We start from the raw sequence: 16,603 nt of genomic DNA, 5'->3' as shown, positions 1-16,603 counted from the left end.
ACGCCGGACGCGGGGCGGATCCGGCCGTGCTGGAGGGGGATTACCCGCAGTGGGTTGGCAGCGGTCGCTCGACACGGCAGGTGCGGAAAGTCTCGCCGCCCTGGTCGCCCAGCGGATCGCCGCCGATCCCACGGTGTCCGCCGAGGTCGAGACGGTCGTCCTGGACGCACTCGACGCCCGCCTCTCCGATGCGCCCGCAACCGGTTTCGGCGCCACCGACGGCGTCGATGTCGCCGGGGTCTTCCTGCGGGCGATCCGGGTGCGCGGATTCCGTGGCATCGGCGCGCAGGCCGAGCTCGAGTTGCGGCCCGGACCGGGCCTGACCTTGGTCGTCGGGCGCAACGGCAGCGGCAAGTCCAGTTTCGCCGAGGCCGCCGAACTCGCCCTGACCGGTGGAAACCGGCGATGGGACGGTCGTTCGGCCGAGTGGCGGGAGGGCTGGCGCAACCTGCACGACGGCGCGGGCACCCGCATCGAACTGGAATTGCTCACCGCGGGCGCCGAACCCGCGCCACTGGTCGTCAAGGAATGGGACACCTACGCGGCGCTCGACGAAGCCCGCTGGTCGCTGCACCACCCCGACGGCACCGCCACCGATTTCGACGTCGCCGCCTGGTCGCCGATCCTGGACCTCTATCGCCCGTTCCTGTCCTACAGCGAACTCGGCAGCCTGGTCGACGGCCGCCCCAGCGACCTGTTCGACGCCCTGCACCAACTCCTCGGCCTCGACGAACTCATCGCCGCCCAGGACCGGCTGCGGACCCGCAGGCTCGACGGCGAACGCGCCGCCAAACACTCCCGCCTCGACCGCGCCGCCCTGATCGCCGAACTCGACGCCCTCGCCGACGACCGCGCCGCCCGCGCGGCAGCGGCCCTGCGCGCGGATCCCCCGGATCTGGGGACCCTCGCCGGCTCCCTGCGTGGTGACGCCGACACCGGCGACACCACCGCCCTGCGGGCCATCCTCGCCCTCACCATCCCCGACCCTGCCGAGGTCACCGCTCTCGCCGACCGGCTCACCGCGTGCGCCGCCACGCTCGAGGAGCGCACCACGACCGACAGCGAAGCCGACCTGCGCACGTTCGACCTGTTGCGCCGCGCTCGCCACCACGTCGCGGCCACCAGCGCCTGCGCCTGTCCGGTCTGCGGTCAGGGCACCCTGGACCAGGACTGGCTCGCCGCCACCGACCGCACCCTCACCGAACTCGGCGCCCGCCTGGCCGCTGTGACCGCCGCCCGCGGCGACCTCGATGCCGCCTGGCAGGCCGCCCGCGCCCTGCCGAGCCCGGTGCCCGCCGAACTCGACCCGTCCCGCGCCGTCCCGCCCGCCGTCGACACCGCTGCCCTGTGCCGCGCCTGGTCCCGCTGGGCCGACATCGGCTTCGCGCCCGCGACCGGCCGGACACCGGTCGATCGAGCCGCGCGGGCCACCGGCGAAGAAGATCGTCACGAAGCCCGTCCGCTCGCCGCTGGGCGTCCGGTCGCCGCCGCGCAGTCGGCGGACGCGCCTGTGGTGACCGCGGCCGACGCGCGCGACCTCGCCGAGCGTCTGCGCCATGCCCACCTCTGTCTCACCGACGAACTCACCGCCGTGCGCGCCCGCGCCCGGAAGGAGCTCGAACGCCTCGACAGCGTGTGGAGCCCCCTGGCCCCCCGCCTGGTCGCCTGGCTCGACGACGCCCGTGAAGTGCACAGCCATGCCGCCGAACTGCGCACGCTCAAGCGGGCCGAGGAATGGCTCAAAGCCCTGACGGTGCGGATGCGCGACGAGCGGATGGCCCCGCTGCAGGAACAGTCGCGCTGGATCTGGCAGACCCTGCGCCAGCAGAGCAATGTGGAGTTGGGTGGCATCCGCCTGCAGGGCAATGCGGGCAGTGCCCGCCGCGTGCTGCTCGATGTGACCGTCGACCAGGTGAACGGCGCGGCGCTCGGCGTGATGAGCCAGGGCGAGTTGCACGCTCTGGGACTCTCGCTGTTCCTGCCTCGGGCCACCGTGGCCGACAGTCCGTTCCGCTTCGTCATGATCGACGACCCGGTGCAGGCGATGGATCCGGCCAAGGTCGACGGCCTGGCGACGGTCCTGGCCGCGGTCGCCGAGACCCGGCAGGTGGTGGTGTTCACCCACGACGAGCGCCTGGCCGAGGCGGTGCGCCGCATGGATTTGAACGCGCACGTGCTGGAAGTCCAGCGCCGGGAACGATCCGTGGTGGAGGTGCGCACTGTCGGCGACCCGGTCCGCCGCTACCTGGCCGACGCCCGCTCGCTGCTGCGGACTCCGCAGCTACCGCCCGCCATCGCCGACGAACTCGTCGCCACCTGCTGCCGTTCGGCGGTGGAGGCGGCGGCACTGGCTCGCAGCAGACGTGACCTGCTCGCCGCGGGTATGGACCACCGCGAGGTCGAGCGCCACATCGAGAACGCCCAGACCACCCGTGCCATGGTCGCGCTCGCGGTGATGGGCGTGACCTACAACGTCGACCACCTCAACAAACACCTCGCCCGCGAGGGCAAGTGGCTGGTCGACGCCCTGCGCGACATCACCGCCGCCGCCCACGTGCCGATCGGCCGCGGCATGCGCGAACTGATCGGCGAAACCGAACGATTCATCGCCTGGCTGCGACGGTGAGCGACCGGACCCGCGGCGCCCGCCGCACCCGCACGCGTCGCCGCGACCACGATCCCGCGCCACGCCCGACCGTCGCCGAACGCCTGGCAGCTGTCGACCGCCTCCTCGACGGCGAGGTCACCGCGGCAGGCGGCGTCTGGTCGCGCGCGACCGCCTGGATCCTGCGCCTGGCCCTGGAACAGGCCGTCGACGACCTGTGGGACCGCCTCGCCCCCGCCCTCGCGCGCTGCCCGATGCGCGCCCAGTTGCTCGCCCTGCGCACCTACGCGGGCCCCGACACCGCCGCCGCCGTCGCCGCCCTGTGGTCGGCTCTGTCCCGCGCCGCCCACCACCACGACTACGACCTCGCGCCCGCCGTGGCGGACCTGCGCCGCTGGCGCGAACAGACCGCCACCCTGTCCTCCGTTCTGTCGCAGACCGGCCGCCCCGCCGGATTCGCCTGGGTGCGCACCGAACTCGACTGACCGCCGCGTCCGCACGGGCCATCGCGCTCGGCGATCGGCGATCGGCGGCCGCGCGGCCCGCGGATCAGTTTCTCCCGGTGGAGCCGTCTCCGACCGGATGGTCAGCAGAGGGGACACCGGCGAGAATGGGTTCATGAGCGCATCGCGGAGCTGCCCCTGCCGTCGCGGCCAGGACTACGCCCTGTGCTGCGGGCCGTTGCTGGCCGGTGACCGCCCCGCGGCGACGGCCGAAGCGCTGATGCGCTCGCGCTACACCGCGTTCGCCGAGGGCGACGCCGGCTACCTGCTGCGCACGTGGCATTCGAGCACCCGGCCCGCGCGGCTGGATCTGGACGACACCCGCTGGCAGTTCCTGGAGATCGTGCGCACCGAGCGCGGCGGCCTGTTCGACGACACCGGGGTGGTCGAGTTCGTCGCGCACTATCGCACGCCCGCCGGGCGTGGGGTGCTGCACGAGGTGAGCCGGTTCACCCGCGAGGACGGGCAGTGGCGTTACCTCGACGGCGATATCGACGGCTGAGCGATGTGCTCGGCGCGGCGGTAGCGTTCTCACCCATGAAGCGGGTCGCGATCGAGTACTGCACCCAGTGCCGCTGGTTGTTGCGGGCGGGCTGGATGGCACAGGAACTGCTGAGCACGTTCGGCACCGAACTCGGTGAGGTCGCGCTCGTCCCCGGCTCCGGCGGGGTGTTCCGGATCACCGTCGACGACGAGCAGGTGTGGGAACGCCGAGCAGACGGCGGTTTCCCCGACATCACTGTCCTCAAGCAGCGGGTGCGTGATCGGGTGGCGCCGGATCGCGACCTCGGGCACTCCGACCGCAAGCACTGACGCCGCCGACGGACTCCGGGCGTGCGTGAGCGGGAGAGTTACCGAGGCGCTAGCCGCAGCAGCCGCCGCCGCAGCAACCCCCGCCGGCCGGGGCGGCGGGCGCGGGGGTCGCGGCGGGCGCACCGCCGGAACGGCCGACCGTGGCGAAGGTGGTCAACAGTTTGACCGTGTCCTCGTGCCCGGCCGGGCAGGTCGCGGGCTCGCCGGAACGCGCCATCGGACGGTTTTCCTCGAACGTGTCGCCGCACTGGCGACACCGGAAGCTGTAGTTCGGCACAGGCCCAGGTTAGCGGGCGGTGCGCGCCGCGGGTAGCGCCGCGAATGCCCGGCTCGCGTCGGCGATCCGAGACCGGACAGTCGTTCGCGGACGTACCCTCGAAAGAGATCACCAGGTGCGGGCCCCGCGGATGTGGCGCACCGACGCCGCCGAGGTCGCGGCGCATTCGTCGTCGCTGCTGCGGGCCGCCGCCGCAGGACATCAGGAGGTGCGCGATGACGACACGACACGACACCGACGCGGGCATCCACTTCGAGGACTCCGGGCCGATCGCGCACACGCGAAGCGGCCGCGTCCGGGGGGCCACGGCCGGGTCCGTCGCGGTGTGGCGCGGCATCCCCTACGGCGCCCCGGTCACCGGTTCCCACCGCCTGCGCCCGCCGCGCCCGCCACGATCCTGGGACGGCGTCCGCGACTGCCTGACCGTGGGCGAGGTCTCCCCGCAATCCCTCGGCCCGATGGTGCCGGTCGATTCCGCGCTGCGGATGGGGGAGGACTGCCTGTGGCTGAATGTCTGGGCGCCCGCCGCGCCGAGCGAATCCGGGGCGCCGCGCCCGGTCATGGTGTGGCTGCACGGCGGCGCCTACTGCCTGGGCACCGCGGCCCAGCCCATCTACGACGGACGCGCACTCGCCGAGCACGGCGGGGTGGTCGTCGTCACGGTGAACTACCGCGTCGGCGTGCTCGGCTTCCTCGACCTGACCTCGCTGTCGGCGGACTTCACCGCCAACCTCGGCCTGCGCGATCAGATCGCGGCGCTGGAATGGGTGCGCGAGAACATCGCCGCGTTCGGCGGCGACCCCGGCAATGTGACGCTGTTCGGCGAATCCTCGGGCGCGGGCTGCGTGACGGCGTTGCTCACCGCCCCGGCGGCCGAGGGCCTGTTCCACAAGGCCATCGCGCAGAGCCCGCCCGCGACCACGGTATTCGGCCGACAGCGCGGGGAATCGGTGGCCAAGCGCTTCGCCGAACTCCTCGACCTGTCGCCGCACCGCGTCGCGGACCTGACGGAGTTGCCGATGCAGCGGCTGGTCCAGGCCGCGGGCACCCTGTTCGACGAGGTGCCCACCAAGGAGCCGGGCCGGCTGGCGGCCGCGCCGGTGGTCGATGGGGACCTGCTGCCCGACTATCCGATCAACCGCTTCCAGCGTGGCCGATCCCATCGGGTGCCGTTGATCGTCGGCAGCAACAAGGACGAGGCGTCGCTGTTCAAGGTGTTCCGTTCGCCGATCATGCCGGTCACTCCGGAAGCGGTGAACATCATGCTGCGCGATGTGGCCCGGAGCCATCCCGACCTCTCACCCGAGCGGCTCGCCGAGATCGCCTCGGCCTACCCGGATCTCACCACCCCGCGCGGCGCCATGGCCATCTCCACCGACGCCGCCTTCCGGCTGCCCGCCCGCTGGGTCGCCGACGGCCACTCCGCCCACTCGATGACCTGGGTCTACCGCTTCGACCACGCCACCCCGATGTTGCGGGCGGCCCGGGTCGGCGCCGGGCACGCCACCGAACTGCCCTATGTGTTCGGCAATTTCGGCACATTCAACCGGGATCCGACGTTCTGGCTGGGCGGGCGCAAACAGGCGGTCGAGGTGTCGGGGCGGATGATGCGCCGCTGGCTGGCCTTCGCCGAGCACGGGGTGCCCGCGGCGTTGGACGGCTCCAAGCACTGGGCGCCGTATCGATCCGACACCCGCCACACTCTGCTGGTCGACGCCATCGACCGCGTGGTCGCAGATCCCGACCACGCGCTGCACAGCGCGTGGGGCGATCAGGCCGTCGGCTTCCGCTGACCGCTCAGGCGAGCGAGGTCTGCCCGGCGGGCGTGCGGGTGCCCAGCCGCACGGGCAGCCGCTGATACCCGTGCAGGGTGAACAGTTCCCGCCTGCGCGGCGTCGCGGCCAGGCTCAGGCCGGGGAAGCGTTCGAACAGTGCCCGCAGCGCGTAGACGCCTTCCATCCTGGCCAGGCTCGCGCCCAGACAGACGTGGATGCCGCTGCTGAACGACAGGTGGTCCTTGGCGTTGGCGCGGGCGATATCGAAGCGCTGCGGGTCGGCGAACACCTTCGGGTCGCGGTTCGCGCCTGCCAGCGACACCGTGACCGCCTGACCGGGCCGGAACGGCACCCCCGCCAGCTCCAGTTCGGTGAGCGCCACCCGCCCGGTCACCTGCACCGGTGGGTCGAAGCGCAGGATCTCCTCGACCGCGTTGGGCCACAGATCGGGCTCCTCGCGCAACCGGGCCAGCTGATCGGGATGGGCCAGCAGTTGCACCACGCCGTTGCTGATCAGATTGACGGTGGTCTCGAATCCCGCGCCCATGAGCAGACTGGCCGTCGCCTTGAGCGCGTCGTGGTCCAGATCGCCCGCGCTGACCAGCGCGCTGAGGATGTCCTCGCCGGGTTCGCGGCGCAGGGCCGCGATGTGGTCGTCGAGGTAGTCGTTCATCAGGTGCATCGCCCGGTTCGCGCGCCGCTGCACCCGCCAGGAGATGCCCAGGTCCAGCAGCGGCGACATCACATCGCCCCAGTCGAGGAACATCTCGCGGTCGGCGTCGGGGAAACCGAGCATCTCGGAGATGATCGCGATCGGCACCTGCGCGGAGTAGGCGGCCACCAGATCGGCCGATCCGTCCGAGGGCAGCCCGTCGAGCAGTTCGGCGGTGACCCCGGCGACCCGGTCGCGCAGCCTGCCGATGGCGCGCGGAGTGAACGCCGCGGCCACCGGTTTGCGCATGGCGGTGTGCTCCGGCGGGTCGATCACCAGCATGGACGGCGGCTCGACCGGGCTCGGCGGCAGCGGGGTGGTCGGCATCAGCGACCTGACCGCCTCGAACGGCACGAAGTGCTGCGGCGACTGCACGCCGAAGCGGCTGTCGCGCAGGATCGTCCGCACCGTCTCGTGGTCGAACGACGCCCAGGTGAGCGGCGTCCGGACCAGCGGCTGATCTCCGCGCAACTGCTCGATCAGCGGATAGGGATCGTCGATCCCCTCGTCCCCGGCGATCAGCCGTGCGAAGGGGTCACCACGCCGCGCCTGATTGCGCAGGACGAACCTCGGCACGCCCTGCGCGAAGAGCCACCGCCACCATGCTGCCGGATCCATGTCTTCACCACCCGCTCTCCTGTGATGCAGACCACGGTACGGGCGTTGGCGGCGGGAGGGAACGGCCTGCGGGCGGATCGGTGGCTCCTACTCCGGTAGGAGGTCAGTCCAGCGTGACGGTGATGCGCTCGGTCTCGATCCGCCGCTGCTGCGCCGCCGGATCGGGGTTGACCACCTGAACCAGCGAGGCTCCGGCCACCAGCACCGCGAGCAGTCCGTCGACCAGATCACTCGCATGTTCCCACGGCCTGCTCGACAGCACCCGGTCGCCCGCGCCGATGCCCTTGCGCAGCGCCGACTTGCGCGCGGCGTCGAACACCTCGGCCACCAGGTCGCCCTCCAGCGCGACTCCGGTGCCGCGCGGCATGAACTGATCGCCGTGCACCCGCACCGAGGTCGCGAAATCGGTGACGCCGACCGGCAGATCCCGCACGGGCGCACCCATCGGATCCAGCGACAGCGCCGCCACTTCCGCGAGGGCGCCCACCTCGTCGATCCGATCCGGGGTCACCAGCGCGAGGTCGGCATCGGGGTCGGCGTTCAGCACCACCTCCGTGCCCGCCCACCAGCAGCCGAGCAGTACGGCGGCGGTCTGCCAGTGCGCGGGCAGCAGCACCGCGACACGCGCGCCGATGGTGAGCCCGAACTCGTCGCGAATCAGATTGGCGGTTTTGGCCGCCCAGTTCGCCAGGGTCGCGCCGGATAGTTCGACGCGGGCGCCGAGGGCGTCGTCGTAGTAGGTGATGCGCGGCGCCGCCGGGTCCTGGGCCAGGATCGGGTCCAGGATCGCCTCGGTCAGTGTCGAAGTCTTGGTCAGTTCACGCATTTCGGTCCGTTCTGGCCTGCGTCGATCGGTGGTGCGGGTGGCACGGGCGTCGCGGTGGTCGAGGTTTCGGAGAAGTCGAACATCGCGGCCGCCTGTGAGCCCGGGCCACTGTAGTCGCTCGACAAGACCACCGATACCGCCCCTGCGGGCAGTGTCGCGTCGGCCACGATCGGCAGCCCGCCGAGCGCCTCGGCCACCGTTTCGGCCGCCGCGTCATCGCTGTCGGCGGCGAGCACCCGCGAACCGGTCACACCCATCCCGGTGTAGTTCCCCACCGCACCGGCCCGAAAACCTCTGCCCACCAGCGCCTGCGACACCTCGCCCGCGAGCCCGCCGATCGAGCTCGCGTTGTAGACGTTCACGGTCACGCTCGACGGCGCGACGCGCGGGGTCGTGGCGCCGGTGTCGGTACCGGCATCGGCCCCGACCAGCGAAGCCACATAGGACTTCACCTCTTTCGGCTCGACCCGGACCACGGATTCGCCGTCGCTGGTCATCCCGTTCAGGTCGGCCACCGGGATGGTCTCGAACCGCACCTGCCCGCCGGACAGGTCCTGCAATTGCTGCAGGAAGGCCAGCACGTCCCAGTCGTCGTCGAGGACCACCGTGCGGCCGACCGCCTCACCGAGTTCGCCGAGCCGGCCCGGGTCGGTGAGCGTCTTCGCGCTGAGTACCTGCCCGACCAGCTGGGCCATGAACACCTGCTGGCGCACGATCCGATCGAGGTCGCCGCGCTCGAGGCCGTGCCGCTGCCGCACGAAGCTCAGCGCCTGCGGTCCGTCGAGGCGCTGCTCACCCGCCGGGAAGTGCGCCCCGGACCACTCGTCGTCCACCGGGGCGTTCAGGCACACCTCGACCCCGCCGACGGCTTCGGTGAGCAGAACGAAACCGAGCAGGCTGACCTCGGCGTAGTGGTCCACCGAGATGCCGGTGAGCCCGGCGACGGTGTCGATCAGCGCCTGCCGTCCGGCCTGGGTGGACCGCTTCTCGGCGTCGGCCTCGGACACGCCGCTGTCGAGCAGTTCCAGTCGCTCGTTCTCCTTGGTGATGCCGTAGGCGGAATTGATCTTGCCCTTGCCGAGCCCGGGAATGTCGACGTAGGAGTCGCGGGGCAGCGAGATGGCGGTGGCCGAACTGCCGTCGTTGGGCACCCGGATCAGGACAAGGGTGTCGGTATTGGTGCCGATCTCGTCGCCGGCGTGCAGCATGGCGCGTTCGCTGTCGGTGAGCGGGTTGCCGTGCGCGTCGGTGCGGCTGTCCACCCCGACGAGCAGGATGTCCACCGCGCCGTCGCGGCCGCCGCCGAGACCGAGGTCGCCGATGCGTTCGATCTGGGAGACCAGGGAGTCGACGCTGCGCCAGGCGAAGCCGGTCGCCACCAGCACCACCGCGGTGAGCACCGCGAACACGACCCGCGCCAGGCGCGGCGATGCCTGGGCGTTCACGGGTCCGGAAGGCCGCGCCCGCAGCGGTTCCCGCCGACGTGGCCCCTCCGTGTCGCGCCGGCCTACGCTGCGCGACGAGTTCCTGCTTCGCGGCAAACCGAGCATCCTCTCGACGAATCGGCGACACCCCCGGAAAAATCCCCCGCACCACCGTCGACCCTCACCCCACAGCGCAACTCACCGGGCCGACCGGACTCAGGCTATCCAACGGTTACCGTCGCCGTGGGCACCTCGGCGCTTTCCGGCGTGCCAGACTTGCCGCGTGATCGTCGCACCACCGCGCCTTCCCTCCGCTCGACTCGTCGTCACCGGCGCGAGCGGACAGGTCGGCAGGCAGCTGACCCGTCTGGCTCCGCACGCGCTCGGATATACCCGCGCGCAACTCGACATAACCGACGCCGACGCCGTCCGCGCCGTTCTCGCCCCCGGTGACGTGGTGGTCAACTGCGCCGCCTACACCGCCGTCGACCGCGCCGAGGCCGACCCCGACGCAGCCTTCGCGATCAACGAGACCGGTGCGGCGGTCCTGGCCGCCGCCTGCGCCGCCGCGGGGGCCCGCCTCATCCATCTGTCCACCGACTACGTCTTCGCGGGCGCGCACGACACCCCTTACGAGACCGACGACGACACCGGTCCCGTCACCGTCTACGGCCGTTCCAAACTCGCGGGCGAACGCGCCGTCCTCGACCTGGCGCCCGCCGCGCACGTGGTCCGCACCGCCTGGGTCTACACCGGCGATTCCGGCGACTTCGTCGCCACCATGCGCGCACTGGAGGCCGAGCGGCCCACGGTGGAGGTCGTCGAGGATCAGATCGGTTCCCCCACCTACGCCGCCGACCTCGCCGCGGGCCTGCTCGAACTGGCTGCCACGCCCACCGCCCCCCGCGTTCTGCACGCCACCAACGCCGGCTCGGCCAGCTGGTTCGAGCTGGCCCGCGCCGTGTTCGCCGAACTCGGCGCCGATCCCGAGCGGGTGCGCCCCTGTGACTCCTCGGCCTACCCCCGACCGGCGGCCCGGCCCGCCTACTCGGTGCTGTCCGACCGCGCCTGGCGCGCGGCGGGCCTGACCCCGCTGCGGGACTGGCGGTCGGCACTGCATGCCGCGCTGACCGACGGTTGAGGCGGTTGCCGCGACCGCTGCGATCGCCGCCGCCCCCGCGCTCGTCACGCACTCCGGACGGCGCGCACCTGCTCGCCCGCCGCGGCGCCCCGTGGTTCTCCGGCATCCGCTGTCGACGCTGATGGCGAGCACCGAGCGGCCGGTCCGGAGGGCCCGGACTTGCGATTCGCTCCCGAAGTGCGGTTCGATCTGCGCTGCGCCACCAGGCGCGCTGTCGCGATCGGTAGTACCAGTGTGAACAGGGGAACAACGATGGCAGGAGATTCCGGCACCGACGCCGTGATTCTGGTCGGAGGTCAGGGCACGCGGCTGCGTCCGCTGACCTTGTCGGCGCCCAAACCGATGCTGCCCACGGCCGGACTGCCGTTCCTGACCCACCTGCTGGCGCGTATCGCCGAGGCCGGGATCACCCACGTCGTGCTCGGCACCTCGTTCAAGGCGGAGGTGTTCGAAGAGCACTTCGGCGACGGCTCCGACCTGGGGCTGGAGATCGAGTATGTGACCGAGACGGAGCCGTTGGGCACCGGCGGCGCCATCCGCAACGTGCTGCCCAAGCTGCGCGCCGACACCGTCATGGTGTTCAACGGCGACGTGCTCGGTGGCACCGACCTGCGCGCGGTGCTCGACACCCACCACTCGACCCACGCCGATGTCACCCTGCATCTGGTCCGAGTCGGCGACCCCCGCGCCTTCGGCTGCGTGCCCACCGACGCCGACGGCCGGGTGACGGCGTTCCTGGAGAAGACCCAGGACCCGCCGACCGATCAGATCAACGCGGGCTGCTATGTCTTCCGCCGCGAATACATCGAGAAGATCCCCTCCGGCAGGCCCGTCTCGGTCGAACGCGAGGTCTTCCCCGCGTTGCTCGCCGAGGGCGCCCGCGTCCAGGGGCATGTCGACACCTCCTACTGGCGGGACATGGGCACGCCGGAGGATTTCGTGCGTGGCTCCGCCGATCTCGTCCGCGGCATCGCCCCCTCGCCGGCCCTGCCCGGCCAGCGCGGCGAATCCCTCGTCCACCCCAGCGCGGGCATCGCCCCCGGTGCGCTGCTCATCGGCGGCACCGTCGTCGGCCGCGGCGCCGAGATCGGCGCGGGCGCACGGCTGGACGGCGCGGTCATCTTCGACGGCGCCCGCGTGGAGGCGGGCGCGACGGTGGAACGCACCATCGTCGGCTTCGGTGCCCGCATCGGCCCGCGCGCCCTGGTCCGCGACGGCGTCATCGGCGACGGCGCGAACATCGGCGCCCGCTGCGAACTCCTGCGCGGCGCGCGCGTCTGGCCGGGCGTCGAGATCCCCGACGGCGGTATCCGCTTCTCCACCGACGTCTGACACTCGCCGCACGCGGCGAGACGCGAGGGCCCGTGAATGATCCATGGACCCCCCGCGTTGCAGGCGTTCGCCGCGGCTCGCGGGCCGGATCGGCTGTCCTCCGGACCATCAGCACGACAGTGTCGCGCACGCCTGGTGCCCGAGTTCCGGGATCGACGCTGGAGCTGCCTGCGGCGCAATGGCGGCGGGAGTCGGCGCTGCGCCTGCCGAACGGCGCCGTCGGCGGTCGCTCCGGCGGGAACGGCAGCCGGAGCTGACCCACGGCATCGGAACTGAATCGAGGCCGCGGAGGTGTGGCCGGGAGGTGCCCGACCGCCTAGCGTGGGGGCGTGGCTGATGTGGCGGTGGTCGGGTCCGGTCCCAACGGTCTCGCGGCGGCGGTGACGCTCGCGGCGGCGGGCTTGTCGGTCGAGGTGTTCGAGGCCGAGCAGACAGTGGGCGGCGGGTGCCGGACGGCTGAGCTGACACTGCCCGGGTATCGGCACGATGTCTGCGCGGGGGCGCATCCGATGGCGGTGGCCTCGCCGTTCTTCCGTGCCTTCGACCTCGTCGCGCACGGAGTGGAGTTGCTGCGGCCGGAGGCGTCCTATGCGCATCCGCTCGACGGAAGGCGGGCCGGCGTCGCCTGGGTCGATCTCGAGCGCACCGTGGAGGGGCTGGGTCCGGATGGCGCGGCCTGGCGGTCGCTGTTCGGGCCGCTGGTGCGCGAGTGGGAGGGCGTCGTCGGCGTGGCGATGTCGGACCTGCGTCGACTGCCCCCGGACCTGCCCACCGCGCTCCGGTTCGGGTTGCGGATGCTGGAACAGGGGTCTCCGCTGTGGAATTCGCGCTTCTCGGCGGATATCGCGCCCGCGCTGTTCAGCGGGGTGGCCGCGCACGCCATCACTTCGCCGCGGGCGGTGTCCGCCGTCGGAGCCGCGCTGCTGCTCGGCACGCTCGCGCACGTGGACGGGTGGGTGATACCGCGTGGCGGCAGCCAGGCCATCGTCGACGCGCTGATCGGGGAACTCGTGCGGCTCGGCGGTCGCGTGCACACCGGGCACCGGGTGGATTCTCTCGCGGAGGTGAGTGCGGCGAAGGCCGTGCTGCTCGACACCTCGCCCGCCGAACTGGTCCGGCTGGCCGGAGATCGGCTCCCGAGCCGATACGCTCGGCAGCTCGGAAACTTCCGGTACGGGAACGCAGCGTGCAAGGTCGACTTCGCCCTGTCGGGTCCGGTGCCGTGGGCGGCGCGGGACTGTGCGAAGGCGGGCACGCTGCACCTGGTCGGCAGCCGGGCGGAGGCCATGGCCGCCGAAGGCGCGGTGGCGTCGGGCAGGCATGCCGAACGCCCCTACGTGCTGGCGATCCAGCAGGGCGTGGTGGACGATTCCCGCGCCCCGGCCGGGCATCACGCCTTCTACACCTACGCCCACGTCCCGAACGGCTCGCAGCGCGACATCACCGATCAGGTCATCGCCCAGGTGGAACGCTTCGCGCCCGGCTTCGGTGACCTGATCCTCGCGCACAACACCCGCACGGCCGTCGAAATGCCCAGCTACAACGCCAACTACATCGGCGGCGACATCTCCGCGGGCGCCATGACCGTCAAACAGATGCTGATGCGCCCCGCCCCCCGATGGAACCCGTACGCCACTCCGCTGCCCGGCGTCTACCTGTGCTCGTCGTCCACCCCGCCCGGCGGCGGCGTCCACGGCATGTGCGGACTCAACGCCGCCCGCCACGCCCTGCGCCGCGAATTCGGCGTCACCACCGACCCGCCGTCGCTGCTGCGCTCGGTGGTTCCGGCGCGCGGGTGACATCGCGCCCGCGTCGGATCAGAGGAGCCGATGACCGCTGTGGACATGCAGCACGGGCCGACAGGCGTGGATTCCGGAGGCGTTGCCGGGGACGCCGGAACACGATGCCCTGACCCTGCCGGTGCTCGCCGTCGTGGACAGCGTGGTGGGGTGAGCGACAGGCATCGCGATCACCGAGCTGGTCGGTGGCCGGCCGTGGCGTGTCATAGGTCCGGCACCGCCGCCCGTACCCGCGAAGCGGCGTGTCAGCTGCCGTCGCCGACGCACGCGCCGTCGCCGTCGCCGACGCACGCGCAGAACAGCTGAGCGGGACCATCGACCGCCTGTGCGCGGACTCCGGTGTCCGCGGCGGAGATCCACGCGGCCGACCCGCGCGCCACGATCAGCTCGTCGTCGCCGTGGAGCAGCCGGGCGGTGCCCGAGGTGCACAACACGATGCCCGGGCCCGCGTCGGTCAGCGGGACCTGGCCGGAGCCCTCGGTGAGGTCGAACCGGCGCAGCGCGAACTCCGGTGCGGGGGTGCTGTAGCGGACCGAGCCGTCGCCCGCGGGCTCGGGGAGCACGATCGGCAGATCGAGGGGCTCGAAGTCCAGCACGCGCAGCAGTTCGGGGACGTCGACGTGTTTGGGCGTGAGGCCGCCGCGCAGCACATTGTCGGAGTTGGCCATCAGCTCGACGCCGACGCCGTGCAGGTAGGCGTGCAGGCTGCCCGCGTCGAGGAACAGCGCCTGACCGGGTTGCAGGGTGAGGCGGTTGAGCAGCAGGGCGGCCAGCACGCCCGCGTCACCGGGGTAGTTCTCGGCCAGTTCCAGGGTGGTGCGCGCCTCGGGGGTGAAACGGCGCATGCCGCGCGCCGACAGATACCGCACGCAGCCGTCCAGCACGGCGGGCAGCAAGGTGTCGAGCACCCGGTGCGGCAGGGTGATCCAGGTGGTGAACAGCGCCCGCAGCCCCTGGGAATCCGGCTGCGAGGCGAGCATCTCGGTGTAGGGCTCCAGCTGGGGCACCGCGAGCGCCCGGAAGAGTTCGACCGTGCGCAGCGGTTCCCGGAAACCGGCCAGCGCCTCGAAGCGGCCCAGCGCGACGACCAGTTCCGGCTTGTGGTTGTCGTCGCGGTAGTTGCGCATCGGCGAGTCCAGCGGCACCCCGTCGCGGTTCTCCCGGTCGAACCCGGCGCGCGCCTGCTCGGCGGACGGATGCGCCTGCAACGACAGCGGCTCCTCGGCTGCCAGGATTTTCAACAGGAACGGCAGCTTGTCGCCGAACTGCTCGGCCGCCGCACCGAGTTCGCGCTCGGGATCGGCCGCGACGAGATCCAACAGCGACTTGGTGGTGCCCTCGGCGAGGGTGACGTAGGCGGGATCGGCCGGGTGTGCGCCGAACCACAGCTCGGCCTCGGGATGGGCGGAGGGCACCGGCCGGCCGCACAGTTCGGCTAGGGCGGTGCGTGAGCCCCATGCATAGGAACGCAGCGCACCAACGAGTTCGTGCACTAGAAGCGTCCCCCGTCGTACCGGTCGGTGGGGTCGAAGTCGTCCCCACCCGCGTATTCCGCGCGGCCCACAGCCTGCGGCTGCTGCCCGTTGATCAGACGCAAGTAGGCGGCGGCCATCTCGATGCGGAGGGCGAGCACGGCCAGTTGCTCCACCTCGTCGCCGCTGGTGGCCTGCGCGCCGTCACCGGCGTTCGCGGCGGGTGCGGCGGGGTCGGTCAGCGAGGATCGCAGCAGATCGATGTCGGCGTTCACCAGGTCGGCGTCGACGAGGCCGCCGGTGCCGAACACCGCGATCCTGCGCCGGGCCGCGGACTCGTCGCGGTCGGTGCTCAGCACCAGCACCCGCACTCGCTCGACCGGTGCGGGACCGTCGAGTTCCTCGTCGTGGAACATCGGATCGAAGCCGGGCGCGGCCTGTCCGGCCGCCGCCACGATCCGCGGCTGCGCGGCCACGACCTCGGCGAGGCTCGCCGCGCTCGACACCCGCCCCGCCGCCTGCAACAGCACCTCCGCGGCGTGCTCGGCCAGCGCCGTGGTGGCGGGGGAGTCGCCCGCGAACACCACGCCGTGCTGTTGCATGCGCGCGGCCAGCGTCTTGGCCGGATTGCGGAAGACCTCGATCTGCGGAGACGCGCGCAACGCCTCGGCATCGAGGACATCGGCCAGCGCGGTCAGCTCCGGCGTCACCGGGCCGCTGCGGGAGGAGTCGACCAGGCGCAGCACCGCGACACCCACCGCCAGGTAGCGCAACAGGCGATTGTGATCGAGCACGGGAACGCGCGGAGGCAGCATCAACGCCCGGCCCGCCGCGGCCATCCGCAACGGCCCCTCGTCCGGCGCGGCGACGACGACTTCGGCGCCGCGGCGCAGGCCGCGGTCCACCGCTTCGATCAGCCGGGGATCCCCGGCGTCGTCGCCCGTCACGAGCACCACGTCCAGCGGACCGACCCACGGCGGCAGACCGGAGGTGAGCACGATCGGCAATCCCGCCCGCTCGCCCAGTGCGGCGATCAGCAGTCCGGCCGCACGTGCGGCGCGGCCCGCGCCGCACACGAATACCACGCTGCGTGGCTGCAGACCGCTCAGGCGGGCGAGCACATCCTCTCCGACCGCCGCCGCGGTGGCGCGCACCAGCGCGCCGCCCGAGGCGGCCGACCGGAGTGCGCCGCCGCTGTCGGCCGCTTCGAGTGAATCGGCATCGTCGAGGTCGAGTACCGGTGTTCCAGCGATCATCCGGCCTCTCACCTCCCCTCGTCGCGCTGTGTCCGGATCGTTCACACCGA

The 16,603-nt window shown here is 72.1% G+C and carries 14 protein-coding genes; 8 read left to right on the top strand and 6 right to left on the bottom strand.

Annotated elements, in window-relative coordinates; all coding sequences use genetic code 11:
* Nucleotides 1-49: 49 nt before the first annotated feature.
* The 4 genes from IU449_RS11695 to IU449_RS11680 all read left to right on the top strand — a co-directional run bounded on the left by IU449_RS11695 (nt 50) and on the right by IU449_RS11680 (nt 3,921).
* Nucleotides 50-2,626 carry an AAA family ATPase gene (locus tag IU449_RS11695; protein WP_324188193.1) on the top strand — a complete coding sequence of 859 codons (2,577 nt, stop codon included), beginning with the start codon at nt 50-52 and terminating at the stop codon, nt 2,624-2,626.
* Nucleotides 2,623-3,090, top strand: a complete 468-nt coding sequence (locus IU449_RS11690) for a hypothetical protein (protein ID WP_324188192.1) — start codon at nt 2,623-2,625, stop codon at nt 3,088-3,090. The genes IU449_RS11695 and IU449_RS11690 overlap by 4 nt, the downstream gene beginning before the upstream one ends.
* 133 nt (nt 3,091-3,223) lie before the next feature.
* Entirely contained in the window at nt 3,224-3,610 is a 387-nt protein-coding gene (locus tag IU449_RS11685; RefSeq protein WP_195001821.1) for a YchJ family protein, read from the top strand.
* A gap of 35 nt (nt 3,611-3,645) precedes the next feature.
* On the top strand, nt 3,646-3,921 hold the full coding sequence (locus IU449_RS11680; protein ID WP_195001820.1) for a SelT/SelW/SelH family protein: 276 nt from the start codon (nt 3,646-3,648) through the stop codon (nt 3,919-3,921).
* A 49-nt stretch (nt 3,922-3,970) separates the two neighbouring features.
* On the opposite strand, the gene IU449_RS11675 is transcribed toward IU449_RS11680, so the two are convergent.
* Entirely contained in the window at nt 3,971-4,198 is a 228-nt protein-coding gene (locus tag IU449_RS11675; protein ID WP_195001819.1) for an FmdB family zinc ribbon protein, read from the bottom strand.
* Nucleotides 4,199-4,413: 215 nt separating this feature from the next.
* Between IU449_RS11675 and IU449_RS11670 the strand changes: the two genes are divergently transcribed.
* Nucleotides 4,414-5,991: a carboxylesterase/lipase family protein gene (locus tag IU449_RS11670; RefSeq protein ID WP_195001818.1), complete on the top strand. Its 1,578-nt coding sequence runs from the start codon at nt 4,414-4,416 to the stop codon at nt 5,989-5,991.
* Nucleotides 5,992-5,995: 4 nt separating this feature from the next.
* Here the strand turns inward: IU449_RS11670 and IU449_RS11665 are convergent, their stop codons facing one another.
* The 3 genes from IU449_RS11665 to IU449_RS11655 form a co-directional block, all read right to left on the bottom strand.
* Entirely contained in the window at nt 5,996-7,303 is a 1,308-nt protein-coding gene (locus IU449_RS11665; protein ID WP_195001817.1) for a cytochrome P450, read from the bottom strand.
* A 103-nt stretch (nt 7,304-7,406) separates the two neighbouring features.
* Nucleotides 7,407-8,129, bottom strand: a complete 723-nt coding sequence (locus IU449_RS11660) for a TIGR03089 family protein (RefSeq protein WP_195001816.1) — start codon at nt 8,127-8,129, stop codon at nt 7,407-7,409.
* Nucleotides 8,117-9,679: an LCP family protein gene (locus IU449_RS11655; protein WP_195001815.1), complete on the bottom strand. Its 1,563-nt coding sequence runs from the start codon at nt 9,677-9,679 to the stop codon at nt 8,117-8,119. The genes IU449_RS11660 and IU449_RS11655 overlap by 13 nt, the downstream gene beginning before the upstream one ends.
* 157 nt (nt 9,680-9,836) lie before the next feature.
* Between IU449_RS11655 and rfbD the strand changes: the two genes are divergently transcribed.
* The 3 genes from rfbD (at nt 9,837) to IU449_RS11640 (ending at nt 13,825) form a co-directional block, all read left to right on the top strand.
* Nucleotides 9,837-10,694 carry a dTDP-4-dehydrorhamnose reductase gene (gene rfbD / locus IU449_RS11650; protein ID WP_324188191.1) on the top strand — a complete coding sequence of 286 codons (858 nt, stop codon included), beginning with the start codon at nt 9,837-9,839 and terminating at the stop codon, nt 10,692-10,694.
* A gap of 252 nt (nt 10,695-10,946) precedes the next feature.
* Nucleotides 10,947-12,026 (top strand): sugar phosphate nucleotidyltransferase, encoded by a 1,080-nt coding sequence (locus tag IU449_RS11645; RefSeq protein ID WP_067863171.1) that lies wholly within the window; start codon nt 10,947-10,949, stop codon nt 12,024-12,026.
* A gap of 329 nt (nt 12,027-12,355) precedes the next feature.
* Nucleotides 12,356-13,825, top strand: a complete 1,470-nt coding sequence (locus IU449_RS11640; RefSeq protein WP_195001814.1) for a phytoene desaturase family protein — start codon at nt 12,356-12,358, stop codon at nt 13,823-13,825.
* Between the two features lie 245 nt (nt 13,826-14,070).
* Here IU449_RS11640 and manA read toward each other — a convergent pair whose 3' ends face one another.
* Together manA and IU449_RS11630 are read right to left on the bottom strand one after the other, a co-directional pair.
* Nucleotides 14,071-15,318, bottom strand: a complete 1,248-nt coding sequence (gene manA, locus IU449_RS11635) for a mannose-6-phosphate isomerase, class I (protein ID WP_195001813.1) — start codon at nt 15,316-15,318, stop codon at nt 14,071-14,073.
* Nucleotides 15,318-16,553 (bottom strand): tobH protein, encoded by a 1,236-nt coding sequence (locus tag IU449_RS11630; protein WP_195001812.1) that lies wholly within the window; start codon nt 16,551-16,553, stop codon nt 15,318-15,320. The genes manA and IU449_RS11630 overlap by 1 nt, the downstream gene beginning before the upstream one ends.
* Between the last annotated feature and the right edge of the window lie 50 nt (nt 16,554-16,603).

Origin of the sequence: Nocardia higoensis (genome assembly GCF_015477835.1) — a bacterium.
Lineage (GTDB): Bacteria > Actinomycetota > Actinomycetes > Mycobacteriales > Mycobacteriaceae > Nocardia > Nocardia higoensis_A.
Note: the sequence above shows the minus strand (reverse complement) of the source record. Positions and strands in the feature narration are given on the sequence as shown.